The sequence below is a fragment of the Pseudomonas sp. SDO524_S393 genome, assembly GCF_054071875.1.
Genome location: NZ_JBSVVZ010000031.1, coordinates 15736 through 40004 on the forward strand (window position 1 = coordinate 15736; position 24269 = coordinate 40004).

22 protein-coding genes are annotated in these 24269 nt (G+C 60.6%); 7 read left to right on the forward strand and 15 right to left on the reverse strand.

Features of this window, described 5'->3' with window-relative positions:
* Positions 1 to 69: 69 nt before the first annotated feature.
* From ACW9IB_RS15460 to ACW9IB_RS15475, 4 genes are all read left to right on the forward strand, one after another.
* Complete coding sequence (locus tag ACW9IB_RS15460; protein WP_457414343.1) at positions 70 to 1215, forward strand: serine hydrolase domain-containing protein; 1146 nt, start codon at positions 70 to 72, stop codon at positions 1213 to 1215.
* Between the two features lie 143 nt (positions 1216 to 1358).
* Positions 1359 to 2537, forward strand: coding sequence for an OmpA family protein (locus ACW9IB_RS15465; protein ID WP_457414344.1), 1179 nt, complete (start codon positions 1359 to 1361; stop codon positions 2535 to 2537).
* Between the two features lie 27 nt (positions 2538 to 2564).
* Positions 2565 to 3212: a pyridoxamine 5'-phosphate oxidase gene (pdxH, locus tag ACW9IB_RS15470; RefSeq protein ID WP_457414345.1), complete on the forward strand. Its 648-nt coding sequence runs from the start codon at positions 2565 to 2567 to the stop codon at positions 3210 to 3212.
* 266 nt (positions 3213 to 3478) lie between these two features.
* Positions 3479 to 3943, forward strand: coding sequence for an outer membrane lipoprotein (locus ACW9IB_RS15475; protein WP_003189251.1), 465 nt, complete (start codon positions 3479 to 3481; stop codon positions 3941 to 3943).
* A 128-nt stretch (positions 3944 to 4071) separates the two neighbouring features.
* Here the strand turns inward: ACW9IB_RS15475 and nhaA are convergent, their stop codons facing one another.
* Positions 4072 to 5247, reverse strand: coding sequence for a Na+/H+ antiporter NhaA (gene nhaA, locus ACW9IB_RS15480; protein ID WP_457366450.1), 1176 nt, complete (start codon positions 5245 to 5247; stop codon positions 4072 to 4074).
* Between the two features lie 217 nt (positions 5248 to 5464).
* Between nhaA and ACW9IB_RS15485 the strand changes: the two genes are divergently transcribed.
* Positions 5465 to 6559 (forward strand): PLP-dependent cysteine synthase family protein, encoded by a 1095-nt coding sequence (locus ACW9IB_RS15485; RefSeq protein WP_457366451.1) that lies wholly within the window; start codon positions 5465 to 5467, stop codon positions 6557 to 6559.
* 123 nt (positions 6560 to 6682) lie between these two features.
* Here the strand turns inward: ACW9IB_RS15485 and ACW9IB_RS15490 are convergent, their stop codons facing one another.
* The 3 genes from ACW9IB_RS15490 to ACW9IB_RS15500 all read right to left on the reverse strand — a co-directional run bounded on the left by ACW9IB_RS15490 (position 6683) and on the right by ACW9IB_RS15500 (position 9769).
* A complete protein-coding gene (locus ACW9IB_RS15490; protein WP_457366452.1) occupies positions 6683 to 8296 on the reverse strand; it encodes an NAD(P)/FAD-dependent oxidoreductase in 1614 nt (537 codons plus the stop codon).
* Positions 8297 to 8402: 106 nt separating this feature from the next.
* The gene (locus tag ACW9IB_RS15495) at positions 8403 to 9074 is read right to left on the reverse strand and encodes a COG3650 family protein (protein WP_457366453.1); all 672 of its coding nucleotides are present in this window, start codon (positions 9072 to 9074) and stop codon (positions 8403 to 8405) included.
* Positions 9075 to 9169: 95 nt separating this feature from the next.
* Positions 9170 to 9769 (reverse strand): short chain dehydrogenase, encoded by a 600-nt coding sequence (locus ACW9IB_RS15500; protein ID WP_457366454.1) that lies wholly within the window; start codon positions 9767 to 9769, stop codon positions 9170 to 9172.
* A gap of 103 nt (positions 9770 to 9872) precedes the next feature.
* On the opposite strand from ACW9IB_RS15500, the gene ACW9IB_RS15505 reads away from it, so the two are divergent.
* A complete protein-coding gene (locus ACW9IB_RS15505) occupies positions 9873 to 10781 on the forward strand; it encodes a LysR family transcriptional regulator (protein WP_457366455.1) in 909 nt (302 codons plus the stop codon).
* Here the strand turns inward: ACW9IB_RS15505 and ACW9IB_RS15510 are convergent.
* The 9 genes from ACW9IB_RS15510 to ACW9IB_RS15550 form a co-directional block, all read right to left on the reverse strand.
* Positions 10778 to 11266 carry a DoxX family protein gene (locus ACW9IB_RS15510; RefSeq protein ID WP_457366456.1) on the reverse strand — a complete coding sequence of 163 codons (489 nt, stop codon included), beginning with the start codon at positions 11264 to 11266 and terminating at the stop codon, positions 10778 to 10780. The two genes, ACW9IB_RS15505 and ACW9IB_RS15510, sit on opposite strands and share 4 nt — an antisense overlap.
* The gene (locus ACW9IB_RS15515; RefSeq protein ID WP_457414346.1) at positions 11263 to 12039 is read right to left on the reverse strand and encodes an HvfC/BufC family peptide modification chaperone; all 777 of its coding nucleotides are present in this window, start codon (positions 12037 to 12039) and stop codon (positions 11263 to 11265) included. The genes ACW9IB_RS15510 and ACW9IB_RS15515 overlap by 4 nt, the downstream gene beginning before the upstream one ends.
* Entirely contained in the window at positions 12036 to 12911 is an 876-nt protein-coding gene (bufB, locus tag ACW9IB_RS15520; protein ID WP_457414348.1) for an MNIO family bufferin maturase, read from the reverse strand. The genes ACW9IB_RS15515 and bufB overlap by 4 nt, the downstream gene beginning before the upstream one ends.
* 26 nt (positions 12912 to 12937) lie before the next feature.
* The gene (locus ACW9IB_RS15525; RefSeq protein ID WP_457366459.1) at positions 12938 to 13234 is read right to left on the reverse strand and encodes a BufA1 family periplasmic bufferin-type metallophore; all 297 of its coding nucleotides are present in this window, start codon (positions 13232 to 13234) and stop codon (positions 12938 to 12940) included.
* A gap of 290 nt (positions 13235 to 13524) precedes the next feature.
* Complete coding sequence (locus ACW9IB_RS15530; RefSeq protein WP_003193540.1) at positions 13525 to 14226, reverse strand: ABC transporter ATP-binding protein; 702 nt, start codon at positions 14224 to 14226, stop codon at positions 13525 to 13527.
* 1 nt (position 14227) lies between these two features.
* Positions 14228 to 14995, reverse strand: a complete 768-nt coding sequence (livG, locus tag ACW9IB_RS15535) for a high-affinity branched-chain amino acid ABC transporter ATP-binding protein LivG (RefSeq protein ID WP_457366460.1) — start codon at positions 14993 to 14995, stop codon at positions 14228 to 14230.
* Positions 14992 to 16245, reverse strand: a complete 1254-nt coding sequence (locus ACW9IB_RS15540) for a high-affinity branched-chain amino acid ABC transporter permease LivM (protein ID WP_457366461.1) — start codon at positions 16243 to 16245, stop codon at positions 14992 to 14994. Before ACW9IB_RS15540 ends, livG begins: the two co-directional genes overlap by 4 nt.
* Positions 16242 to 17165, reverse strand: a complete 924-nt coding sequence (gene livH, locus ACW9IB_RS15545) for a high-affinity branched-chain amino acid ABC transporter permease LivH (protein ID WP_457366462.1) — start codon at positions 17163 to 17165, stop codon at positions 16242 to 16244. The genes ACW9IB_RS15540 and livH overlap by 4 nt, the downstream gene beginning before the upstream one ends.
* Before the next feature lie 229 nt (positions 17166 to 17394).
* On the reverse strand, positions 17395 to 18534 hold the full coding sequence (locus ACW9IB_RS15550; RefSeq protein WP_457366463.1) for a branched-chain amino acid ABC transporter substrate-binding protein: 1140 nt from the start codon (positions 18532 to 18534) through the stop codon (positions 17395 to 17397).
* Positions 18535 to 18890: 356 nt separating this feature from the next.
* Here ACW9IB_RS15550 and ACW9IB_RS15555 point away from each other — a divergent pair, with 356 nt between their 5' ends.
* The gene (locus ACW9IB_RS15555) at positions 18891 to 19193 is read left to right on the forward strand and encodes a DUF2288 domain-containing protein (RefSeq protein WP_457414350.1); all 303 of its coding nucleotides are present in this window, start codon (positions 18891 to 18893) and stop codon (positions 19191 to 19193) included.
* A 291-nt stretch (positions 19194 to 19484) separates the two neighbouring features.
* On the opposite strand, the gene ACW9IB_RS15560 is transcribed toward ACW9IB_RS15555, so the two are convergent.
* A complete protein-coding gene (locus ACW9IB_RS15560; RefSeq protein WP_457414351.1) occupies positions 19485 to 21662 on the reverse strand; it encodes a hypothetical protein in 2178 nt (725 codons plus the stop codon).
* Between the two features lie 205 nt (positions 21663 to 21867).
* Entirely contained in the window at positions 21868 to 24132 is a 2265-nt protein-coding gene (locus ACW9IB_RS15565; protein ID WP_457414352.1) for a putative bifunctional diguanylate cyclase/phosphodiesterase, read from the reverse strand.
* Positions 24133 to 24269 lie beyond the last annotated feature (137 nt).

Genomic DNA, 24269 nt, shown 5'->3' on the forward strand with positions numbered 1-24269 from the left:
GGTTCACAAAACCCACCGGGGCTGGAACAATGGCCGCCACTTTTTACACGGTTTTTCCAGGGGGCTTAGGTGCAGATTCAAGGTCATTACGAGCTCCAGTTCGAGGCGGTGCGTGAAGCCTTCGCCGCGCTGTTCGACGACCCGCAGGAGCGTGGTGCCGGGCTGTGCATCCAGATCGGCGGGCAAACCGTCGTCGACCTGTGGGCCGGTACCGCCGACAAGGACGGTGCCGAGGCCTGGCACAGCGACACCATCGTCAACCTGTTCTCTTGTACCAAGACCTTCACTGCCGTCGCGGCCTTGCAGTTGGTGGCCGAGGGCAAGTTGCAACTGGACGTTCCCGTGGCCAGGTACTGGCCGGAGTTCGCCGCTGCCGGGAAAGAAACCATCACCTTGCGCCAGTTGCTTTGCCACCAGGCCGGGCTGCCGGCCGTTCGCGAGATGCTGCCCACCGAAGCCCTGTACGACTGGCAATTGATGGTCGACACCCTGGCCGCCGAAGCGCCGTGGTGGACGCCGGGCGAAGGCCATGGCTATGAGGCGATCACCTATGGTTGGCTGGTCGGGGAATTGCTGCGCCGTGCCGACGGGCGCGGGCCGGGCGAGTCCATCGTGGCGCGAGTGGCACGGCCACTGGGGCTGGATTTCCATGTGGGCCTGGCGGATGAAGAGTTTTATCGTGTGGCTCATATCGCCCGCAGTAAAGGCAACATGGGCGACGAAGCGGCGCAACGTTTATTGCAAGTAATGATGCGTGAACCTGCAGCCATGACCACACGGGCATTTGCCAATCCACCGTCCATTCTAACCAGCACTAATAAACCTGAATGGCGCCGTATGCAGCAGCCAGCGGCAAATGGTCACGGTAATGCCCGTAGCCTGGCGGGTTTTTACAGTGGTTTGTTGGACGGTAGTTTGCTGGAAGCCGATATGCTCGAAGAACTGACCCGCGAACACAGTATCGGGCCGGATAAAACCTTATTGACCCAGACCCGTTTTGGTCTGGGTTGCATGTTGGATCAACCGCAATTGCCAAATGCCACGTTCGGCCTTGGCCCGCGTGCGTTTGGGCATCCTGGGGCCGGTGGTTCCGTAGGGTTTGCCGACCCGGAATATGATGTTGCCTTCGGGTTTGTGACTAATACCCTGGGTCCTTACGTACTTATGGATCCACGTGCGCAGAAGTTGGTCGGAATATTAGCCGGTTGTCTATAAACCCCTTGCTGTTTCACATTTTTTTGTTACAAAGGCATCTATAAAAGACGCTGCGCGAAATGTTGTAACTTCAATCATCAGTAAGCGTCTGTTTTAACGGGTCATCCAGACCCCCGTTTCTTTTCTCATTTTGTGGATATCTCATGTTATCGAACAAGTCCCTGGCACTGGCGCTATGCCTCACTATTACTGGCTGCGCACAAACTCCACAAAATGATGCCGAAGGCGGGCACTGGTGGTCATTTGGATCCGACAAGGCGGCCAGCAAGGACGCAGTGACCCAGACCGACGCCAAACCGGACGTCAAACCCGCTGCCGGCGCCAAGCCAGTTGCACCTGCCGCCGCGGCAGCAGCTCCGGCAACTGCCGCCGCGCCAGCGCCGGTTGCCAAGGCGGAGACGGGTTCCAGCTGGTGGCCGTTCTCGTCCAAGAGCGCCGACGAGAAAGCCGCCGATGCCAAGGCTGCCGACCTGAAAGCCGATCTCAAGGCCGCAACCCCAGCCCCGACGGGCGCTGCTGCGCCTGCCGTGGCCAAGACTGACGCCGATTCCGAAACCCACTGGTGGTGGCCGTTCGAAAGCAAGCCCAAGCCGTTGGCCAAGGTGGACGTGAGCAACGTGCCGATGCCCGATCCGAAGATCACCCAGGCCTGGCTGGACGACTATGAGCCGCGCCTGCGCGCTGCCATCAAGGACAGCAACCTGCAACTGGAGCGTCGCGATAACGTACTGGTCGTGATCGCCCCGGTAGACGGTTCCTACAACCCGAAACGCCCGTCGATGCTGCTGCCATCCACTCTCGGCCCGTTCACCCGTGTGGCCAAGGCTGTCGAAGCCGACCCGAAGACCGCCGTATTGGTTCTGGGCCACGTTGACGCCACCGGCACTGCCCCGGCCAGTCAGGTGCTGACCAAGGAGCGTGCACAATCCATCGCGTCGATCTTCAGCCTGAGCGGCTTGAAGCAAGACCGTCTGATGCTGCGCGGTATGGGCGACCTGATGCCACGTGCTGCCAACGACAGTAACCAGGGCCGCGCCCTGAACCGCCGCATGGAAATCATGTTCACCCAGCGCACCACCATGCTGGCGCTGTTGAACAAGTACAACTCCGGCAAGCCGCCGGTCGCTGAAATGGTTGCGGTACAGGACGTCCCTGCACCTGCCGCTGCGCCGGCCGCCAAAGCTCCGGCGAAAAAGGCCCCGGCCAAGAAAGCCGCTGCCAAGCCTGCCGCTAAGAAGGCCCCGGCCAAACCGGCTGCGAAGAAACCTGCTCCAGCCAAAGCCAAGGCGGCCCCGGCGTCTAACGACCAGGCCAAAAACTGATCCGTTGAACCAGAAGGATAAAGCCGCATGACCCAGGCACTGGCCGATATGCGCCGTGATTACACACGGGATGGTTTGAGCGAGGCCCAGGCCCCGGGCGAACCCTTTGCCTTGTTCCGCCAGTGGTTTGACGATGCGGTGAAAACCGAGCAACCACCGGTGGAGGCCAATGCCATGACCTTGGCCACGGTCGACCAGGACGGTCGCCCGCATTGCCGGATCCTGCTGCTCAAGGGCCTGGACGCCCAGGGTTTTACTTTCTTCACCAACTATCAGAGCGCCAAGGGCGAACAACTTGCGGCGCGGCCCTTTGCGGCCATGACCTTCTTCTGGCCGACCTTGGAGCGCCAGGTGCGCATTGAGGGGCGAGTGGTCAAGATCACGCCCGAAGAATCGGACGCGTATTACCAGGTCCGCCCGCTGGGCAGCCGCCTGGGCGCCTGGGCTTCGCCGCAGAGCCGGGTGATTCGTGACCGTGAAGAGTTGCAGGACCTGCTCAAGGCCACTGAACAGCGCTTCAGCGATACCCAGCCCGATTGCCCGGAGCATTGGGGCGGTTATCGCTTGCTGCCGGAGCGCATCGAGTTCTGGCAAGGCCGTGCGAGCCGTCTGCATGATCGTCTGAATTACCGCCTGCAGGGCACTGAGTGGAGTCGCGAGCGCCTGGCGCCCTGAGCCGGCATTTTTGTCACTTCAGCTGAATGCTGTTGGTTCTGCCGACGCCTCTGTTTCAGGAGGCTTTCAGGGCGTGAACTGCACGGACTACACTGTTGGCACTACTCTGGACACTTCCTGGAACAAAAACTGGGCTACCATTCGTCCAGTTTTTGGAGGTGCTCAGTCTGTACTCAGGCTGAATGAAAGCAATTTTCTGCCAGGCTTGCCGTGACAGGCGACGAGCCGCAGCGTCTAATGAATACCTGTCCTTTGGAGTTGATGCTATGCGTAAGTCCGTTTTACTGGTTGCCTGCTTTACCACCCTGTCGTTGCTGCTGGGTGGCTGCGCCTCGAGTCTGACCGGCGACTCGTATTCCCGTGACGAAGCGCGTCGTGTGCAGACCGTGCGCATGGGTACCATCGAATCCCTGCGTCCGGTGAAAATCGAAGGCACCAAGACCCCAATCGGCGGCGCCGCTGGCGCAGTCATCGGTGGTGTGGGCGGCAGCGCCATCGGCGGTGGCCGTGGCAGCATCGTAACCGCCGTGATCGGCGCCGTTGCCGGCGGCCTGTTGGGCTCGGCTACCGAAGAAGGCCTGACCCGCACCCAGGGCGTGGAAATCACCGTTCGCGAAGACGACGGCAGCATGCGTGCCTACGTGCAGGCTGTGCAGGAGAATGAAATCTTCCGCATCGGCGACCGCGTGCGCATCATGACCGTTGACGGTACCAGCCGCGTTACCCGCTAAGCTTCGGCTTGCGGAAAAACAAAACCCCAACCGGGTGACCGGTTGGGGTTTTTTTTGGATCAGGTGAACATCTCTATGTCGTCCGTTGCACCATTCCAGAAGCCGGTTGCCCGGCTTCTGCAAAGGGTTCAGGCGTGCTTGCGGCTCGCCATCGCGGTGACGGCATAGCCGATCAACGCGGCCAGGATCGACCCGGTCAGGATGCCCATGCGGTCTTCGCCGGCAAACTCGCTGGCGCCCGGCACGAAGGCCAGGGAGCCGACGAACAGGCTCATGGTGAAGCCGATGCCGCACAGGATGGCCACGCCGAACACCTGGCCCCAGTTGGCGCCGCTGGGCAGGGCGGCGAGGCCGGTCTTGATGGCGAACCAGGTAAGGCCGAACACGCCGATGGTCTTGCCCACCAGCAACCCGGCGGCGATGCCCATGGGCACGTGATGGGTGAAGCTTTCCAGGCTCACGCCGGTCAGGGATACACCGGCGTTGGCGAAGGCGAACAGCGGCAGAATGCCGTAGGCCACCCACGGGTGCAGGGCATGCTCGAGCGTCAGCAGTGGCGAGGGCTCCGCATTTTTGGTACGCATGGGAATGCAGAACGCCAGGGTCACGCCGGCGAGCGTGGCGTGTACGCCGCTTTTGAGTACACACACCCACAGGATCAGGCCGACGATCAGGTAGGGCCCAAGCTTGATCACGCCCAGGCGGTTCATCGCGATCAGTGCCAGCAGGCAGGCACCGGCGCCGGCCAGCGACGCACCGGACAGGTCGGAAGAATAGAACACCGCGATGACGATGATCGCGCCCAGGTCATCAATGATCGCCAAGGTCATCAGGAACAGCTTCAGCGACACCGGCACGCGTTTGCCCAGCAGGGCCAGCACGCCGAGGGCGAAAGCGATATCGGTGGCCATGGGGATCGCCCAGCCGGACAGTGCGGCGGGGTAGTCCTTGTTGATCGCCCAGTAGATCAGCGCCGGTACGACCATGCCGCCAATCGCGGCGGCGCCGGGCAATACCACTTGCGAGGGCTTGGACAGGTGACCATCGAGCAACTCGCGCTTGACCTCCAGGCCGATCAGCAGGAAGAACAGGGCCATCAGGCCGTCGTTGATCCACAGCAAGGCAGGCTTGGCGATTTTAAGTGCGCCGATCTGGGCCACCACCGGCACATCGAGGAAGGCGCTGTAGAGGTGCGACAACGGTGAGTTATTGATGATCAACGCCAGCGCGGCGGCGGCGATCAACAACAGACCGCTGGCAGCCTCCAGCTGGAAGAAACGGGTGAAAGTGCTACGCAGAGGCACGGGATGCTCTCCAATCCAGGTTCAATAGGTGGGTACCCTAACCCGTACTGTTAGTTGTTAAAACAAAAGTTATATTCTTATTTGTTATAAATGGAGGAGTCGTCCAACCTTGCTCTGACCCCACCGAATTGTGTGTCCAATTGAGTCGTCACTGTATCTGTGTGGAGTGTAGGAAACCTCCTAAGATTGGGGCTGAAAACCTTTAGAGAACCTCACCATGAGCGATCACCGTCCCTGGGCCCGTGAAGCCATTCGGATTATCGAAGCGGACTTCCAGCGGAGTGCCGACACGCACCTGATCCCCTTGCCACTGCCCGGTTTGCCGGGCATCGAGTTGTATTTCAAGGATGAATCGAGCCACCCCACCGGCAGTTTGAAACATCGGCTGGCGCGCTCGCTGTTCCTGTACGCGTTGTGCAATGGCTGGCTCAAGCCGGGTGCACCGGTGATCGAAGCGTCCAGCGGTTCCACGGCGATTTCCGAAGCGTACTTTGCGCGGCTGCTCGGCCTGCCGTTTATCGCGGTGATGCCGGCCACCACCTCCCAGGAGAAAATCGCTCAGATCGCCTTCTACGGTGGCAAGAGCCACCTGGTACAGGATCCGACGCAGATCTATGCCGAATCCGAACGCCTGGCGCGGGAAAGCGGTGGTCATTTCATGGACCAATTCACCTACGCCGAGCGCGCCACCGACTGGCGGGCGAACAACAACATTGCCGAGTCGATCTTTCAGCAGTTGCGCTTTGAGCGGCATCCGGAACCGAGCTGGCTGATTTCAAGTCCCGGTACCGGCGGCACCACGGCGACCCTGGGGCGCTATGTGCGTTATCGCCAGCATTGCACCCGCGTGCTGTGCGCCGATGCCGAGCGTTCGGTGTTCTTCGACTTTTATCAGAGCGGCGACGCCAGCCTGCGCCTGGACTGTGGCTCGCGGATCGAAGGCATTGGCCGGCCACGGGTCGAGGCCTCGTTTCTACCCAAGGTGATCGATGCGATGGTCAAGGTGCCGGACGCGTTGTCGCTGGCGGCCATGCATTACCTGGCCGAACGATTGGGGCGGCGCGTGGGCGGGTCCAGCGGGACCAACCTGATTGGCGCGCTGGTGGCGGCGCAGCAGATGAAGGCGGCGGGGGAGTCCGGTTCGATTGTGGCGATCCTGTGCGACGGGGGCGAGCGTTACGCGACCACCTATTACGATCAGGCGTGGCTGGTGGGACAGGGCTATGCGCTGGAAGGTTTGATCGCGGCTGTTGCGGCTTGTGTCGAACGGGGCGAGGCGCTGCCGGACAGCATCCTGCGCGCCAACATCTGATACAACGCACAACCCAATGTGGGAGCGGGCTTGCCCGCGAAAGCGGAGTGTCAGTCGATACATCATCAACTGACAGACCTCATTCGCGAGTACGCCCGCTCCCACATTTGAACAGCGGTGTTCTCAGGCCTCGATGCCGAGGATATCCCGCGCCACCGCTTCGGCGATGCGGATCCCGTCCACGCCTGCCGACAGGATCCCGCCGGCGTAACCAGCCCCTTCACCCGCTGGAAACAGGCCTTTCACGTTCAAGCTCTGCATCGACGCGTCACGGGTAATCCGCAGCGGCGAGGAGGTGCGGGTCTCGATACCGGTCAACACTGCATCGTGTAGCGAGTAACCCTTGATCTGCTTGTCGAACGCCGGCAAGGCTTCGCGGATGGCCTCGATGGCGAAGTCCGGCAGCGCCAGCGCGAGGTCACCCAGGGATACGCCGGGCTTGTAGGACGGTTCCACACTGCCAAGGGCGGTGGACGGTTTGCCGGCAATGAAGTCACCTACCAATTGCGCGGGCGCCTCGTAGTTGCTGCCGCCGAGGATGTAGGCATGGGACTCCAGGCGTTCCTGCAACTCGATACCCGCCAGCGGGCCACCGGGGTAGTCCACCTCGGGAGTAATGCCTACCACGATGCCGGAGTTGGCGTTGCGCTCGTTGCGCGAATACTGGCTCATGCCGTTGGTGACCACGCGGTTTGGCTCCGATGTGGCCGCTACCACTGTGCCGCCCGGGCACATGCAGAAGCTGTACACCGAACGACCGTTCTTGGCGTGGTACACCAGCTTGTAGTCGGCGGCACCGAGTTTCGGGTGCCCGGCGTACTTGCCAAGACGCGCGGCATCGATCAGCGATTGCGGGTGTTCAATACGGAAACCCACCGAGAACGGCTTGGCTTCCATGTATACGCCACGGCCATGCAGCATGCGGAAGGTGTCGCGGGCACTATGACCCAGTGCCAGCACTACATGGCGGGACAGGATCTGTTCGCCACCGTCGATCACCACGCCGTTCAACTGGCCGTCTTCGATCAGTACGTCGGTCACGCGTTGCTCGAAGCGCACTTCGCCACCCAGGGCGATGATCTCCTGGCGCATGTTTTCGACCATGCCGGTCAGGCGGAACGTACCGATATGCGGTTTGCTGACGTAGAGGATTTCTTCTGGCGCGCCGGCTTTCACGAACTCGTGCAACACCTTGCGGCCATGGAATTTCGGGTCCTTGATCTGGCTGTACAGCTTGCCATCGGAAAAAGTCCCGGCGCCGCCTTCACCGAACTGCACGTTGGACTCGGGGTTCAGCACGCTTTTGCGCCACAGGCCCCAGGTGTCTTTGGTGCGCTGGCGTACTTCCTTGCCGCGCTCGAGGATGATCGGCTTGAAGCCCATCTGCGCCAGCAATAACCCGGCAAAGATCCCGCAGGGGCCGAAGCCGACCACCACCGGGCGTTCACTCAAGTCTGCCGGAGCCTGCCCCACCACTTTGTAGCTGACGTCGGGAGACGGGTTGATGTTGTGGTCGCTTTCGAACTTTTTCAGCAGCGCCGCTTCGTTCTTCACGTTCAGGTCGAGGGTGTAGATGAAGTACAGCTCCGACGATTTCTTGCGCGCGTCGTAGCTGCGCTTGAACAGGGTGAAGTCGAGCAGGTCATCGCTGGCGATGCCCAGGCGCTGCAGCGCGGCAGCACGCAGGTCTTCCTCGGGATGGTCGATGGGCAGCTTGAGTTCGGTGATTCGTAACATGACGGGATCCGGTAGGCGGCGGACAAAGAGGCCGGCTGTTTTGCAAACCGGCGATTATAAGCCCCAATGGCGGTTTCCCGTCATGTTAAAACAGAGCGGCGGTGAATCAGTCGTCCCGGGAACCGCCGAATGCCGCGCAACCACGTTGCACCTGGCCGTTGACACGCAGCTCGGCGGTCATGTGCTGCAGGCTGCCGCTCACGCTGTCGACGCAGCGTTGCGGGGCGACCCACAGTTCGACGTGCTGGTTATTGGCCTCGGTCATCAGGTTGAAGCGCCCGTCACCGATCTGTTCTTCCACATAGGGCACCGCCAGGGGTGGCTGGCCTTCGCGCTCCAGCACCATGCCTTTGGCCGTGACATTCATCGCCCAGGCCGGTTTATGGCCGTTGGCACGCAGGATCATGCGCTTGAAATCCGGGTCGTCACAGGCCGAGGTCGAGCGCTCTACGCGGTAGAGCTGCTGCAACTCCACCGAGCCCTGGGTACCGGCTGCCACGCCCGAGAACTTGCCGCGCAGATCGGCGAACAGCTTGCCTTGCTGGCCGGCCAGGGATGCGGCTTCCTGCAGTACGCTGGTGCCGCCGGTGTCGTTGACCACGTAGCTGCGTTGGTCGTTGCAGGGCTGAAACAACAGTTTGCCACCCACCGCCGTGAGTTCGCCCTGCATGCGAGTCAAACCGGCGAGCGAGGGTTTGGCCGGCTCGCTCTCGAACAGCTGGCAGGCGGCGAACAGCGGAAGCAGGGCAAACAGGGCTAAGGTACGAGCGGCGCGCATAAGGGGTCTCCTGACAAGTGCCGCCACGTTACTCAGGCTGGCGATGCATCACAAGTCCACCCGCCAGCTTCAGGCGTTTCTGACAGACGCGCAGTTCATCCGACGATAAACGTCTGACCCGTCTGCAAGCCTTCCACGCTCTTCGCGTAGGCCAGCGCCACATCGGCACCTGGCGCAGGTTTGTAGCCACGGAAATAGGGCGCGTAGCTGCCCATGGCTTCCTCAAGCACCGTAGGACTCACAGCGTTGACGCGTAGCCCCCGTGGCAATTCAATCGCTGCCGCTTTGACAAAGGCGTCGATGGCCCCGTTGACCAAGGCTGCGGAGGCGCCGGTGCGGATCGGGTCGCGGTTGAGAATGCCGCTGGTCAGGGTGAACGAGGCGCCATCGTTGGCGTACTCGCGGCCGATCAGCACCAGATTGACCTGGCCCATCAGCTTGTCGCGCAGACCCAGTTCGAAATCGCTTTCGCTCATCTCACCCAGCGCCACGAACTTCACGCTGCCCGCCGCACAGACCAGAGCGTCGAATTTGCCGGTCTGTTCGAACAGCCTGCGGATCGAGGCGCTGTCGCTGATATCCACCTGGAAGTCACCGCTGCTGCGGCCAATGCCGATCACCTCGTGACGCTGCGCCAATTCCGCCTTGATTGCCGAGCCGACGGTGCCGCTGGCACCAATCAATAGGATTTTCATCGTGCTGTTCCTCCAAAGGTAAGTGAAGGCTCAGTCTAGAGTGGCTTTTTCAGTGAATAAACGCGCTAATAGGCAACCTTTGGTTTTCAAATGGAAACAATCCATGAGCGAAATGGATGATCTGGCAGCGTTTGCCGTGCTGGTCGAAGCGGGCAGTTTCACCGTCGCCGCCGAGCAATTGGGTTGCAGCAAGGGCCAGCTGTCCAAACGCATCAGCCAATTGGAAGCGCAGTTTTCGGTGGTATTGCTGCATCGCACCACGCGCAAGCTCAGCCTTACCGCCGCCGGTGCGGCGTTGTTGCCCCAGGCGCAGGCACTGGTGGTCCAAGTGGATCGTGCCCGGCAGGCGCTGGCCAGGCTCAAGGACGACCTGGCCGGGCCGGTGCGCATGACGGTGCCGGTGTCACTGGGTGAAACCTTCTTCGACGGGTTGTTGCTGGAATTTTCACGGCAGTATCCGCAGGTGCAGGTCGAGTTGGAGCTCAACAATAGCTACCGGGACCTTGCGCGGGACGGGTTCGACCTGGGCGTGCGCTCGGGAGCCAGCGAGAGTGAGCGGCTGGTGGCCAAGCCGCTACTGGCCTGGCACGAGATGACCTGCGCCAGCCCCGCGTACCTGGAGCAACATGGTGAGCCCCTGACTCCGGCGGACCTGGCAGGCCACACCTGTTTGCTCAACAGCCACTACAGCGGGCGCGAGGAGTGGCTTTATCACCAGCAGCACGAGCTGCTGCGGGTGAAGGTCAGCGGCACCTTTGCCTCCAACCATTACAACCTGTTGAAGAAAGCCGCATTGGTGGGCGCAGGTATCGCGCGCTTGCCGTCCTACGTGTTACCTGCGGAATTGGCTGACGGCCGATTGCGGTTGCTCCTGCGCGATTATCAGACGCGGAGCATGCCGATGTACCTGGTTCACCCTTATCAGGGTGGCCTGCCGCGCCGCACCCAGGTACTCGCCGACTATTTGGTGGACTGGTTCAAGCGCAGCGGCGAAGCCCTGGACCGTCTTTAACGGTCACGGCGGGCGATCAGGTGGTCGATGGACAGGCTGCCCGGCCCCTTGGCGACCAACAGCAGCAGTATCGCGATCCAAGTGCCGTGGGTCGGGTAGGCCTCGGGGTAAACAAACAGTTGAATGGTCAGGGTCATGCCGATCAGCGCCAGCGCGGAGAAGCGCGTGGCCAAGCCCAGCAGAATCAGGGCCGGAAAAAAGTGCTCGGCAAACGCGGCCATATGGGCGGCCACTTCCGGCGAGAGCAGGGGCACGTGGTATTCGCTGCGAAACAGCGGCAGTGTGGAGGCGGCCAGGCGTGGTTCGCCGAACTGGAAGGTGCCGCTGATCAGGTCAATGGCAAATCCCTCGACTTTGGTCTGGCCGGACTTCCAGAACACCGCCGCAATGGAGAAGCGTGCGATAAAAGCGATCAGGCTGTAGGGGATTTGCTCAAAGTACTGAATGATCCGTTTAACCAGGCAGGTGGGGGCGGCAGTGTTCATGGCGATACCTTTTGTTCCAGGTGTAAATGGGTGATGGCATCGTGGCTGATCAATAGGGTCAGGCAGTGATGCAGGTCGAATTCGGCTGAGGCTTCCAAGGCGTGGGTCACGGCCACCTCCAGTTCGTTGCCCTGGTTCAGGCTGTCGATAAACGCGACTGATCCGCCATCGATGGAAAACACCTTGACCGTCAGGCCCTGGCGCAAAACCAGTGCGCCTTGGGCCTGCCACGGGTTCATGCTGGCGGTGGCGCCTTCGGTCTGGTGCGCTGCCCACACCGCGACCACGGCATAGGCCGAATTCAAGGTAGCCACGGAAGGATGCAACTGCAGGCGCAGCCTTCCCAGGTTTTCCTGGCCTTGCAGGGTCTGGAGGAGGGGCTGCTGGTCGAGTTGCTGGGCGTCTGCCGCGTGGTAGGCCCGTACTCGCAGGCGTTCCAGACGTGCGACATCGGCCAGGTACGGTACGCTGGCGGCGGGCTCGAAATCCTGGATAAAGGCGGCGAACGCACTGCCGTACTCGTTGATCAGCGGGCTGGCCGGCGGGCAGACCTGCACAAACAGGCCTGCCATGGCGTGAAAGAACGTCTCGCCGACCAATTGCAACGTCACCGGGTAAGCCGTGGCCAGCGCGTTGATCAACGAGCTGTGCACATTGTTGCGATACACCGCAAAGCGGCTGGCCGGGTCGGCCCCGTTGCTGCTGAACAGCCCATCGGGGCATGGTTGCTCGGGGTTCAGCAGTGCGCCGGCAAAGGCATCTTGAAGGCTCATCGGGTCACCTGCGACAAGTGCCGTTCGGCCTGTTGGGCTTCGGCGTGCAGCACGCTGAAGGCTGGTACCTGGTTGTCCCGCTCGATCAACGTGGCCATCGGGCCAACACGTGCCAGCACCTGTTCGTACAGTTGCCACACCGCGCTATCGATGGGCGCACCGTGATCGTCGATCAGCAGGCGGTCGCCCAGGCTGTCGGTGTCTTCGGCAAAACCGGCCAGATGAATCTCGCCCACCGCGTGCAGCGGCAGCCGCTCCAGGTAAGCCTGCGGATCACGTTGGTGGTTGATGCATGACACGTAGACATTGTTGACGTCCAGCAACAGGCCGCAGCCGGTGCGCCGGATGATCTCGCTGATAAAGTCGGTTTCATCCAGGGTCGAGCGCTGGAATTGCAGGTAAGTCGACGGATTCTCCAGCAGCATCGGCCGCTTGAGCGTCATCTGAACCTGGTCGATGTGCTCGCAGACCCGCTGCAGGGTGGTGCTGTCGTAGGCCAGGGGCAGCAAGTCATTGAGGAACACCGGACCGTGGCTTGACCAGGCCAGGTGTTCGGAAAAGGACTGGGGCTGGTAGCGCTCGATCAACGTCGCGAGCCGTGTCAGGTGCTCAACGTTCGGCGGAGTTTCGCCACCGATGGACAGCCCCACGCCGTGCAGTGAAAGCGGGTAGCGTTCACGGATCAACCCCAGGTAATGGTGAAACGGGCCGCCGGCAACCATGTAGTTTTCGGCGTGTACTTCAAAAAAGCCGATATCGGGTGCGGTCTCGAGCACTTCGACAAAGTGCTCGGTCTTGAGCCCCAGCCCGGCCCGGCGGGGGAGGCCGGGCGCCTGAGCCTGTGCGACGGGGGGCAGGAGTGAAAGCGTCATCGTCAGTTCTCAGGCTGCGTCGGGGGTCAGGACTTGGCGGTGAAGGCCGCTTCCTGGCCGAAACCGGTCGGCGAGGTGGAGCTTGGGGTGGTTTTGCAAGTGCCGGCCGGGACCAGTTTCCAGGCGTTGGCCTGGTCCTTGACTTTCGAGGTACCGGCGCAGGTGGTGCCGGCGCCTGCGGCGCAGTCGTTCTTGCCGGCTTCAGCGACGCCGAAGCATTTTTGCATGTCGTCAGCGGCGTGGGCGGTGGTGCTCAGGGCGGACAGGCTCAGGGCGGAACCGAGGGCCAGGACAAGGGTAGCGGCGGACAGTTTGGTCGTCATGGTGTATCTCCAGCAGTGGGTTGAGGTGGCAGGCTTGTGTGCCTGCTTACTCCACTAGAGGAAGCAGGCTGGGTTTCGTTACAGGCTCATCGAAAATAATTTCAAATACCGCAAAAACTTCAGGATCACACAAAGCAAATGTGGGAGCGGGCTTGTGTGGGAGCCGGGCTTGCCCGCGATGCAGCCACCTCGGTGTGTCAGTCACACCGCAGTGATGCCATCGCAGCCAAGCCAGCTCCCCCGCAAGCCCGCTCCCACATTTTAGATCCGGTTTGCGCAGCTACCGGTTCTTAGCCACCGAGGTACGCCTCGCGCACTTTCGGATCGGTCAGCAACTGTTCACCCGTGCCCTGCATCACCACCCGGCCGTTTTCCAGCACATAGGCACGGTCGGCGATCTTCAGCGCCTGGTTGGCGTTCTGCTCCACCAGGAATACCGTGACGCCGTCCTTGCGCAGCTGTTCGATGATGTCGAAGATCTGCTGGATGATGATCGGTGCCAGTCCCAGGGACGGTTCGTCCAGCAGCAGCAGCTTGGGCTTGCTCATCAGTGCGCGACCAATGGCGAGCATCTGCTGCTCGCCACCGGACATGGTGCCGCCGCGCTGGCTGAAGCGCTCCTTGAGGCGAGGGAACAGGTGCAGCACCTTGTCCATCTGCTCCTGGTAATCGCCCTTGTCGGTGAAGAACCCGCCCATGGCCAGGTTCTCTTCCACGGTCAGGCGCGAGAACACGCGACGGCCTTCCGGTACCACGGCGATGCTCTTGCGCATGATTTCGGCGGAGTGCTTGCCGACCAGCTCTTCGCCCATGTAACGGATGCTGCCGCTGTAGGCCTGGGGCGAACCGCACAGGGTCATCAGCAAGGTCGACTTGCCCGCACCGTTGGCGCCGATCAGCGTGACGATTTCACCCTGGCGCACCTCCACGTTGACGCTGTGCAGGGCCTGGATCTTGCCGTAGAACGTGGAAACGTTTTCGAACTGCAGCATGTTACGCCTCCCCCAAATAGGCTTTGATCACTTCGGGATTGTCGCGGATCTGCTCCGGCGTCCCGTCTGCCAGTGGCGTGCCCTGGTTGATCACCACGATGTGGTCGGAAATGCTCATGACCAGCTTCATGTCGTGTTCGATCAACAGCACCGTGGCGTTGTTTTCTTCACGCAACACGCTGATCAGCGCCTTGAGGTCTTCGGTTTCCTTGGGGTTCAAGCCAGCTGCGGGTTCGTCGAGCATGAGGATCCGCGGGCGGGTCATCATGCAACGGGCGATTTCCAGGCGGCGTTGCTGACCATAGGCCAGGGTGCCTGCCGGGCGGTTGGCAAATTCGGTCAGGTTGACCTTGTCCAGCCAGTACGCCGCGTACTCCATGGCCTCGCGCTCGCTCTTGCGGAACGCGGGGGTCTTGAACAGGCCGGCGAAGAAGTTGGTGTTCAGGTGACGGTGCTGGGCGATCAGCAGGTTCTCGACCGCCGTCATGTCCTTGAACAGCCGCACGTTCTGGAAGGTCCGGACCACGCCCTTGCGGGCGATCTCGTGACCGGCCAGGCCCTGGATCGGCTGGCCGTCCAGCAGGATGCTGCCACCGCTCGGCTTGTAGAAGCCGGTGAGGCAGTTGAACACGGTGGTCTTGCCGGCGCCGTTCGGGCCGATCAGTGCCACCACCTGTTTTTCTTTCACGGTCAGGCCGACGCCGTTGACTGCGAGCAGGCCGCCGAAGCGCATGCTCAGATTTTCGACTTTCAGGATCTCGCGGCTCATTTGCGCAGCTCCATGTGTGGACGTTGCATGGGCAGCAGGCCTTGGGGGCGCCAGATCATCATCAGCACCATCATGGCGCCGAACATCAACATGCGGTATTCGCTGAACTCACGCATCATTTCCGGCAGCAGGATCATCACGATCGCCGCCAGGATCACACCCAGTTGCGAGCCCATGCCACCCAGTACCACGATGGCGAGGATGATCGCCGACTCGATGAAGGTGAACGATTCCGGCGTGACCAGGCCCTGGCGAGCGGCGAAGAAGCTGCCGGCGAAACCCGCGAACGCGGCGCCCAGGGTAAAGGCGGAGAGCTTGATGATGGTCGGGTTCAGGCCCAGGGCCCGGCAGGCGATCTCATCTTCGCGCAGCGCTTCCCACGCGCGGCCAATAGGCATGCGCAGCAGGCGGTTGATCACGAACAGGGCGGCCAGTGCCAGCAACAGTGCCACCAGGTACAGGAACACCACTTTGCTGACCGGGTTGTAGTCGATCCCGAAATACTCGTGGAACGTCTGCATGCCTTCTGCCGCGGAGCGATCGAACGACAGCCCGAAGAAGGTCGGTTTGGGAATGCTGCTGATGCCGTTGGGGCCGCCGGTGATGTCTGTCAGGTTACGCAGGAACAGACGGATGATCTCACCGAAGCCCAGGGTCACGATGGCCAGGTAGTCACCGCGCAGGCGCAGCACCGGAAAGCCCAGCAGGAAGCCGAACGTGGCCGCCGCCATGCCCGCCAGTGGCAGGCAGACCCAGAAGCTCCAGTCCAGGTAGTGCGAGAGCAGTGCGTAGGTGTAGGCACCCACCGCGTAGAAACCCACATAACCCAGGTCGAGCAGGCCGGCGAGGCCCACTACGATGTTCAGGCCAAGGCCGAGCAGCACGTAGATCAGGATCAGCGTGGCGATGTCCACCGCACCGCGCGAGCCGAAGAACGGCCAGATCAACGCAGCGATAATCAACGCGATGATGATGTAGCGCTGGGTGCGCGGCAGGGTCAGGAATTGACTGACCTTGGGCGAAACCAGTGGACCACGGTTGCCTTTGAACACGGCACTGACCTGCTGGCTGAACAACACGCGCAGGAACATCAGCACCGAGCACAGGGCGATGATGGCCAGGGTCACGGGACCGGTGCCATGCACTTCCAGGTTGATGCCGACAATGCTCAGCTTGAGGCCGAGTACCGGAAAGGCCACGGCCCATACCAGTGCGGCGCTGAAAAACGCCGATTTAAGATATCTGCTCATACTTTCTCAACCTCCGGACGGCCCAGGATGCCGGTCGGACGGAACAACAGCACCAGAACCAACAGGCCGAACGCTACGACGTCCTTGTACTGGTCGCCGAAGATATCGGCGCCAAAGGCTTCGGCCACACCCAGCACCAGGCCACCGAGCATGGCGCCCGGGATACTGCCGATGCCGCCCAATACCGCTGCGGTGAAGGCCTTGAGGCCTACCAGGAAACCGGCGTTGGGGTTGATCACGCCGTACTGCATGCTCAGCAGCACCGCCGCGACGGCGGCCAGCGCGGCACCGATCACGAAGGTCAGGGCGATGATGTTGTTGGTGTTGATGCCCAGCAGGTTGGCCATCTTGATGTCTTCGGCACAAGCCCGGCAGGCGCGCCCCAGACGGGAGCGGGAGATGAACAGCGTCAGGCCCAGCATGGCCACCAGCGTGACCACGAAGACCAGAATCTGCATGTAGGAAACCAGTACTTCCTCTGCACCACCCGGGCCGAAGGAGAAGCTCCCCGGGATCAGGTTGGGAATGGATTTGTCCTTGGAGTCCTGGGACAGCAATACGGTGTTCTGCAGGAAAATCGACATGCCGATGGCTGAAATCAGCGGGATCAAACGGTTGCTGCCACGCAAGGGGCGGTAGGCAACGCGCTCGATACTGTAGCCATAGGCACTGGTCACGACGATCGACGCGATGAACGCGGCGGTCATCAACAGCGGCAGTGAGTGGATGCCCATCATGGCCAGCCCGGCAAGGGCGATGAAGGCCACGTAGGAACCAATCATGTACACCTCGCCATGGGCGAAGTTGATCATTCCAATGATGCCGTAAACCATTGTGTAGCCAATGGCTATCAAGGCATAGGTGCTGCCAATGGTCAGGCCATTAACCAGCTGTTGGAAAAAATGATAGATCTCAGGCATTACAGCGCTCCTAAAAACCCGATACGCATTTCACTGGTGGAGTCATGTTCCGGCCCTGTGCTGTGTTCTGTGAGCACATTTGCACAAAGCGTTTGCCAGCGAACCGCTGGTGACGGTTTTAAGATTTTCAGGTGAGCCAGCGCCCGGATCGCGGGTGTCAGGCCCATAAACCTCGTAAAACAAAGCCCACTGCTTTCACAGTGGGCTTGTTGTCCAGTAAATGCCTGGCTTACTGAGGGGAAACTTCGGTTTTAGGTTTGCCGAAGTGCCATTCGTAGACCACGAACTTGAAGTCCTTCAGGTCGCCCTTGGCGTCGAAGCTCAGGTCGCCGGTAGGGGTCTTGAAAGTACCCGCGTGGATGGCGGCTGCCACTTTGGCGGTGTCTTCGGTCTTGGCAGCGGTGATACCGCCGGCGATCACTTCAATGGCCGAGTAGGCCGGGAACACGAACGGACCGGTCGGGTCCTGCTTGTTCTTGGCGAACTCATCCACGATGGCTTTGTTGGCAGGGTCGGTGTCGAAGGACTTCGGCAGGGTCACCAGCAAGCCTTCGGAAGCGTCCTGGGCGATCTGGGAGATGGAGTCGTTGCCGACGCCTTCCGGGCCCATGAACTTGGCGTTCAGGCCTTTTTCCTTGGCTTGGCGCAGGATCAGGCCCAGCTCAGGGTGGTAGCCGCCGTAGTAGACGAAGTCGACGTTGGCTTGCTTGAGTTTCTGGATGATCGAGGAGAAGTCTTTGTCGCCGGCATTCAGGCCTTCGAAGACGGCAACCTTGGTGCCTTTCTTCTCCAGGGTCTGTTTGACCGCGGTGGCGATGCCTTCACCGTATTGCTGTTTGTCGTGCAGCACGGCAACCACTTTTGGCTTCACGAAGTCGGCGATGTAGTTGCCGGCGGCAGGGCCCTGGGCGCTGTCCAGACCGATGGTGCGGAAGATCAGCTTGTAACCACGGGCGGTGATTTCCGGGCTGGTGGCGGCCGGGGTGATCATGATCACGCCTTCGTCTTCATAGATATCGGACGCTGGCTGAGTGGAGCTGGAGCACAGGTGACCCACCACGTACTTGACGCCGTCGTTGACCACTTTGTTCGCGACGGCAACCGCTTGTTTAGGGTCGCAAGCGTCGTCGTATTCCTTGGCTTCAAGCAGGAATTTCTTGCCGTTGACGTCGACGCCGCCCTTGGCATTGATGTCGGCGATGGCTTGCTTGGCGCCCATGAATTGCATGTCGCCGTATTGCGTTACCGGACCGGTTTTAGGCCCGGCGATGCCGACCTTGATGGTGTCGGCTGCGAACGAATGGCCGGCAACCCCAGCCAGGACCATCGCGGCAAACAGTTTGGAAATCTGCTTAGTAGCCTTATTCATAATGCTCCACTCTTACTGTTGTCTTTTTTATAGTTCTAGCGGCCTTGTGAGCTGCAGAACCGGATCGGATATCCCGGATATCCCCCCGGCAGTGCCCTGGCAACTGTACCGGTACAGTGTAGAGCGCCGGCTGATCGCTTGAAAAGCTGGCTGCTGGGGGCAAAACCCAGGGATGTCGCTTAAATGAAAGAAAAAGACAGAATTGCGGCGGGGTGATGCCAGAGTTTCGGGCAATCCTTGGCTTTCCTGACACTTTCGATCGATGACTCAATTGCAACTGGGTTTTTCTGCCTTGGGTTTTGCTGTCTGAGGCACGACGTTATGATTGCGCCGTTTTTTTCCCAAGGTGAATTCCCATGACGCAAGAACCTAGCACCCTCTATGCCAAGCTGCTCGGTGAAACTGCCGAAATATCCTGGAAGGAGCTTGAACCGTTCTTTGCCAAGGGTGCCCTATTGTGGGTCGACGCGGGCCTGGATTTGATCGAAGCCGCCGAGGCGATGGCCGAGGATAACCGCGACAAAGTCGCTGCCTGGCTGGCCTCCGGGAGCCTCGGCGAAGTGTCTGCGACGCGGGCAACGGACCTGGTGAAGCGCGATCCGAGCCTGTGGGCGGTAGTGGTTTCACCCTGGATCCTGATCCAGGAAAGGGCGGCCTGAGAATGTCTTGCTCCAAAACGGTGCGCGTCTTTGCGCCAATCAAGTGTGTAGCGGAGTAACCGCCGGTGCGGTGATGGCATCTTGCCGTAGAGAAAGGTCACAGATCAGGGTGACGTAAACGTCACGGGAACAGTTGGTCAGGCGGCTAAACGGTTGTGAAATTGTTTCGTGGTGTGGCAAGGCAACACATTTTTGTTGCAATACAGACTGTCATCGCAGGCAAGCCAGCTCCCACATTTTAACTGCATTCCAAGTGTGGGAGCTGGCTTGCCTGCGATGGACGCGCCTCGGTCAGCCGGTCCTGCCGGTATGGCTGTTCAGCGAAATCACCTTGGTCTTGCCGATGCGATGACGATAGATCTCGCGCAGGTACTTTATCGACTTCTTGACGCAGTCCCGTGACAGGCGAATGTCGTTGATCGACACAAACTTTTCTTTGTCATTGATCAGCTCGCGGTACTTCTTCTCGTACATCGGTTTGATCGCGTACCAATTGGTATCGAGGATTTTCGCCGGGTTTTCGAACTCGTTGAGCAATTCGTCGATGCGGTCCTCGTCGAAGTCCTCGTGGATGATGAAGTCCAGGATCGAGTTGTCCAGGGTGTCGTCGAAGCGGTACGGCGTGCGTGCGAAGCAGCGCTTGATGAAGGCCACGATCAGGGTCAGGAAGTCATCCGACAGGCACGGGCTCTTGGCGATCAATGTGGTCAGCGACAGGTTGGCCGACGCGCCGATTACCAGGGCGTAGCGCTTGAGTGTGGTGTTGGGAAAGAGGCTGTTGAGGTGAGTCTTGAGCCGGTTGAGGTCCATGTAGGACAGCTTGTAGTCCTTGGGCAGCGACACGATCGACACCACCGACGAGCAGTTTTTGAAGAAATGCAGGTCGTGCAGTGCTGCGGCGTCATAGCCGGAATTCTTGTATTGCTCCAGCGACGCGCGGTAGCGCTTGGATTCGATCGGCAGCAGGCTGATGCCTTCGATGGCCTGGGTGACCTTGTTGAAGTGCGGCAGGTCGATGGAGCGGAAGAACAGGTCGTCGATGTTCAGGCGCTGGGGCTCTTTCTCGAATACCTTGAACTTGTCGCTCGAAGGCGTTGGGGTTTCCGGTACCACGGATTCGGCGTAGGCAATCGCCACCGGGCCGGCCAGACTCATGAACAGGTCGTTGGCGTCCAGGCGGATGGTTTCGCCGATATCGATGCCGGCGCGACGGAAGTAGTTCTGGTCGTAGTCGGTGGTCACCGCCTGGGCCGTGAGGATGTTGAAGATCTGCTGAGAGATGTACTGGTTGGCGTGTTTTTCCATGGCATTGACATCAATGTTCTGGATATTGCCGTCATCGCTCTCTTCGGCGTACCGCATGATGTCGTTGGAAATCAGCATCATGGCGTTCCATGGGCGGATACGGCCCTTCACGCTGGCTTCGCTGCTGTCTTCATTGGCGAAGTTGTACGAGAAATCCCATTCTTCCGACAGGTATTTGCAGAGCAGCCGTCCGGCGTTGATGTGCAAGGCCTCGGACATTTCGCTGCGGTGATCGGAGATGTTCGGCAGTACGCAAATGCCGCTGGTGAAGATCGGCTCGAACACAAACGCGTGGCCGCTCTTGCTGTCGTGCTCGTCGGCTGGCTTGGTGTCGAAAGTCTTGTTCATGTACGAGTGCTGCTGGGCCAGGCCGAATTCCGATGCCATGCCTGAGCCGGTCCCGCCGCCAGCACTGAAGATCGAAAAGTACAGACGCGACTGGTTGGCCTTGATGCCGCAGGAGTCGATCAGGTACGAGTGGATCATTTTCCAGTCAGGGCTGGAAAAACGCTGAGTGTCTTTATTGAGGATGATCTTGGCCAGGTACTGGCCGAGAATCGGCGCGTTACCGGCGCCACCGGCATGGACTTCCGACAGATCCATGATTTTCATCTTGCTGTAGTCGCGCAAAAAGCCGCTTTTTTCGCCCTTGCGCGAGAAGCGGATACGCCCGGCGATGTCCTTGTCCAGGTCGCCGAGCATGACCAGCGGCTCCACCAGGAACACCGGTTTGCTGGCCTTGCCGCCGCCGAGTCGCAGGTTGTTGCGAATCCACTGGGCCGGGCTGTAACCCTTGTCTGGCGATTTGTCTTCGTTGCTGAATTCGTTCAGGTAGAACTTGCGGGCGTTGTACACCAACTCCGCCACGTCCAGCGCGATGTTCGAACCGCAGCGACCCAGGCCGATCAGGCACACCGAAGGAAACTCCTGCTCGTTGCGCGGGGCACCGTCGGCGTCCGGCTGGGGCGGACGCGGGAACACCATGCTGCGCAAACCGTCGAGGTTGTCGAGGATGCGGTCGGTGTTGGTCTCAGTGAAATAAAGGTACTGCTGGGTGGCCAGCGGACGGGCACTGCTCAATGACTTTGAACCTGAGGGTTTGTCCGCAGGAGCTGTCGGCAACGCGTCGGATACCACGGTGGCAGAGTTATTTTTAGAAGTCATTGTGCGCCATGTACCTGAGCGGATGGCAAGTAAGTATCAAAAAGCCATCACGGGATGAAAGTTCGCGACTTTACAGTGCGTCTGGGTCCGAGGCGATTGGGTGAAACCCCTGTGGTGTAGGGGGATTCCTAAGCCGGACTCCGATGAATCGGCCGTTCGTCGGCGTTCTTTAGGCAAATGATGGCGAAATGCCAAAGATTCGACGTCAGCGAATTGGCCTGACGACCGAGGTAGGGCCGGGACGGCTCGGGGCAGGGTCTTTGGGGGCGGGCGCGTCCTTGCTGCCGGCCACGCTGAAGGGGTAGAGCGGGTTGCGCATTTCGATGCCCTGGATCACGCCGATCACATCGCTGGCGGGGACCGCCGGGCTCAGCAGGTAGCCCTGTACGAAGTCACAGTCGTGCTTGAGCAGCAGTTCGAACTGGGCCTGGGTTTCCACCCCTTCGGTCACCACTTGCAGGTGCAGGGTGTGGGCCATGCCGATGATGGCCTGGACGATCTCGATGTCGGCGGTGGACTTGGGAATGTCCTGAATGAACGAACGGTCGATCTTCAGGGTGTTGAGGGGCAGTCGCTTGAGGTAGGCGAGGGATGAGTAGCCCGTGCCGAAGTCGTCGATGGCCAGCGACACGCCCAGCGCACGGATCTGCCGCAGCAGGGCCAGGGTGCTGCTGATATTGCCCATCAGCGCATTTTCGGTGACTTCCAGTTCCAGGCGGTTGGCGGCGATGCCGCTGAAGCGCAGGGCGTCTTCGATTTCATCGGCCAGCTCGTCGCGCGCCAGGTTCAAGGCCGAGCAGTTCACGGCCATGGTCAATTCGGTGTAACCCCGGTCCGATAGCCGACTCAAGTCGTGACAGGCCTGGCGCAGCACCCAGTGATCGAGTTCGGCGATCAGGCCGTTGCTTTCGGCGATGCCGATAAACCGGTCGGGCGCCAGCAGGCCGTGTTGCGGATGCTGCCAGCGCACCAGGGCTTCCAGGCGTGTGACCTTGCCGGATTTCATATCAAAAATGGGCTGGTAGAACAGCACCAGTTCGTTGCGCGAGCGCAGGGCCGCGCGCAATTCTTCTTCCAGTTGCAGTTCGAGGAAGGCGCGGGTTTTCAGGTTGGAACTGAAGAAATTCAGGCTGTTGCGTCCGGCGTCCTTGGATTGGTACAGCGCCAGGTCAGCGGTTTTCAGCAGCTCTTCGCAGGTCAGGCCGTCATCGGGAAACAGGCTGATGCCGATGCTGGTGGTCATCACCATGCGCCGCCCGGCCAGTTCCACTGGGTCTTTCATCTTCTGCATGATGCGCTGGGCCAGGTGTCGTGCTTCGTCGCGGTGATGGATGCTGATCAGGATGCAGAACTCGTCGCCGCCAAACCGCGCAACCACGTCTTCATGGCTGCGTATCGAACCTTTGATATGCCCCGCCAGGACCGCGAGCAGTTGGTCGCCGGCGTCATGCCCGAGGCTGTCATTGATACGCTTGAAGTGGTCGATATCGAGGAAGATCACTGCCATCATCCCGTGGGATGCGGTTTTTTCGGCGAGTTTTTCCGCGAAGATCTGGTTGAAACCCCGCCGGTTGAGCAGGCTGGTCAACGCATCGTAATGCGCCACCTGTTGCAATGAGGCCCGGGCCTGGTCCAGTTCGCTGAGCAGGGCGTTGACCCGGCGCAGATCGCGCTCCTTGTGCTGCAGTTTTTTGTCCGCCAGCGCCGCGCTGATGCTGCTGCCGATCACCAGCAGGGTAATCACCGCCACCGACAGGCCGAGCTGGATCGGGTTGTTGTCCAGCGGCAGCGACAGGTCCGCGCCGGCGGGCACCAGCATTTGCATGGCGGCCATGCCCGTGAAGTGCATGCTCAGGATGCCGGCGCCCAGCACCAGGCTGGCGGCGTATTTGAGCAGTTGGTGAAACACGCCGGCGCCGTTGCGCAGGTAACTCGACAGCAGGAGTGCCGCCAGGCTCGCGCCGATGGCAATGCCCACCGAGGCCAGAAACAGGCTCGTCTCGAAATACACCTGGGCCTGAGAGCGCATGGCCGACATGCCGACGTAATGCATCAGCGCGATACCGATGCCCATCCACACGGATGCCAGCAGGTACTGCCAGAAACGCAGAGTGGCATGGCTGAGGGTCTGCATGGCGAACAGCGAAGCGATCAGGGCGATCAGCAGCGAGGCGAACGTGGTGATCAATTCGTAATGAATGGCGATCGGTGCCTGGAACGCCAGCATGCTGATGAAATGGGTCGACCAGATGCCGCCGGCCAGGCAGCCGGCGCCCAACCAGCGCCAGTGTCGGCGGGCGGTGGGGTCTTCGACATGGCCGACGCGCTCGGCCATGTCCAGCGTGCCGAAGCCCGCCGCGCAAGCGACCAGGTACGCCAGTAGCACCAGAAAGGGGTTATGACTGCAATTGAGTAATAAGTGCCCGCTGTCTGGAAGGTCGGTAAAAAAATGCAGACCAAGCCATTCCATAGCATGTCCCGTCATAGCGTCTTTACGTCACGGCCTACGGCGATGACCTATGACGTCGAGTATAGAAGCCTCGCGGGATTCGCCATGGATAATGGCACATTGCTCTCAACGATTTTGGCATTCAGCCCATAGCGTTT

Bases quoted from the DNA above. Each gene is read 5' to 3' on its own strand.
- ACW9IB_RS15465 (WP_457414344.1), top strand. From the start codon at position 1,359: ATGTTATCGAACAAGTCCCTGGCACTGGCGCTATGCCTCACTATTACT.
- pdxH (WP_457414345.1), top strand. From the start codon at position 2,565: ATGACCCAGGCACTGGCCGATATGCGCCGTGATTACACACGGGATGGT.
- ACW9IB_RS15475 (WP_003189251.1), top strand. From the start codon at position 3,479: ATGCGTAAGTCCGTTTTACTGGTTGCCTGCTTTACCACCCTGTCGTTG.
- ACW9IB_RS15485 (WP_457366451.1), top strand. From the start codon at position 5,465: ATGAGCGATCACCGTCCCTGGGCCCGTGAAGCCATTCGGATTATCGAA.
- ACW9IB_RS15490 (WP_457366452.1), bottom strand. From the start codon at position 8,296: ATGTTACGAATCACCGAACTCAAGCTGCCCATCGACCATCCCGAGGAA.
- ACW9IB_RS15495 (WP_457366453.1), bottom strand. From the start codon at position 9,074: ATGCGCGCCGCTCGTACCTTAGCCCTGTTTGCCCTGCTTCCGCTGTTC.
- ACW9IB_RS15500 (WP_457366454.1), bottom strand. From the start codon at position 9,769: ATGAAAATCCTATTGATTGGTGCCAGCGGCACCGTCGGCTCGGCAATC.
- ACW9IB_RS15505 (WP_457366455.1), top strand. From the start codon at position 9,873: ATGAGCGAAATGGATGATCTGGCAGCGTTTGCCGTGCTGGTCGAAGCG.
- ACW9IB_RS15510 (WP_457366456.1), bottom strand. From the start codon at position 11,266: ATGAACACTGCCGCCCCCACCTGCCTGGTTAAACGGATCATTCAGTAC.
- ACW9IB_RS15515 (WP_457414346.1), bottom strand. From the start codon at position 12,039: ATGAGCCTTCAAGATGCCTTTGCCGGCGCACTGCTGAACCCCGAGCAA.
- bufB (WP_457414348.1), bottom strand. From the start codon at position 12,911: ATGACGCTTTCACTCCTGCCCCCCGTCGCACAGGCTCAGGCGCCCGGC.
- ACW9IB_RS15525 (WP_457366459.1), bottom strand. From the start codon at position 13,234: ATGACGACCAAACTGTCCGCCGCTACCCTTGTCCTGGCCCTCGGTTCC.
- ACW9IB_RS15530 (WP_003193540.1), bottom strand. From the start codon at position 14,226: ATGCTGCAGTTCGAAAACGTTTCCACGTTCTACGGCAAGATCCAGGCC.
- livG (WP_457366460.1), bottom strand. From the start codon at position 14,995: ATGAGCCGCGAGATCCTGAAAGTCGAAAATCTGAGCATGCGCTTCGGC.
- ACW9IB_RS15540 (WP_457366461.1), bottom strand. From the start codon at position 16,245: ATGAGCAGATATCTTAAATCGGCGTTTTTCAGCGCCGCACTGGTATGG.
- livH (WP_457366462.1), bottom strand. From the start codon at position 17,165: ATGCCTGAGATCTATCATTTTTTCCAACAGCTGGTTAATGGCCTGACC.
- ACW9IB_RS15550 (WP_457366463.1), bottom strand. From the start codon at position 18,534: ATGAATAAGGCTACTAAGCAGATTTCCAAACTGTTTGCCGCGATGGTC.
- ACW9IB_RS15555 (WP_457414350.1), top strand. From the start codon at position 18,891: ATGACGCAAGAACCTAGCACCCTCTATGCCAAGCTGCTCGGTGAAACT.
- ACW9IB_RS15560 (WP_457414351.1), bottom strand. From the start codon at position 21,662: ATGACTTCTAAAAATAACTCTGCCACCGTGGTATCCGACGCGTTGCCG.
- ACW9IB_RS15565 (WP_457414352.1), bottom strand. From the start codon at position 24,132: ATGGAATGGCTTGGTCTGCATTTTTTTACCGACCTTCCAGACAGCGGG.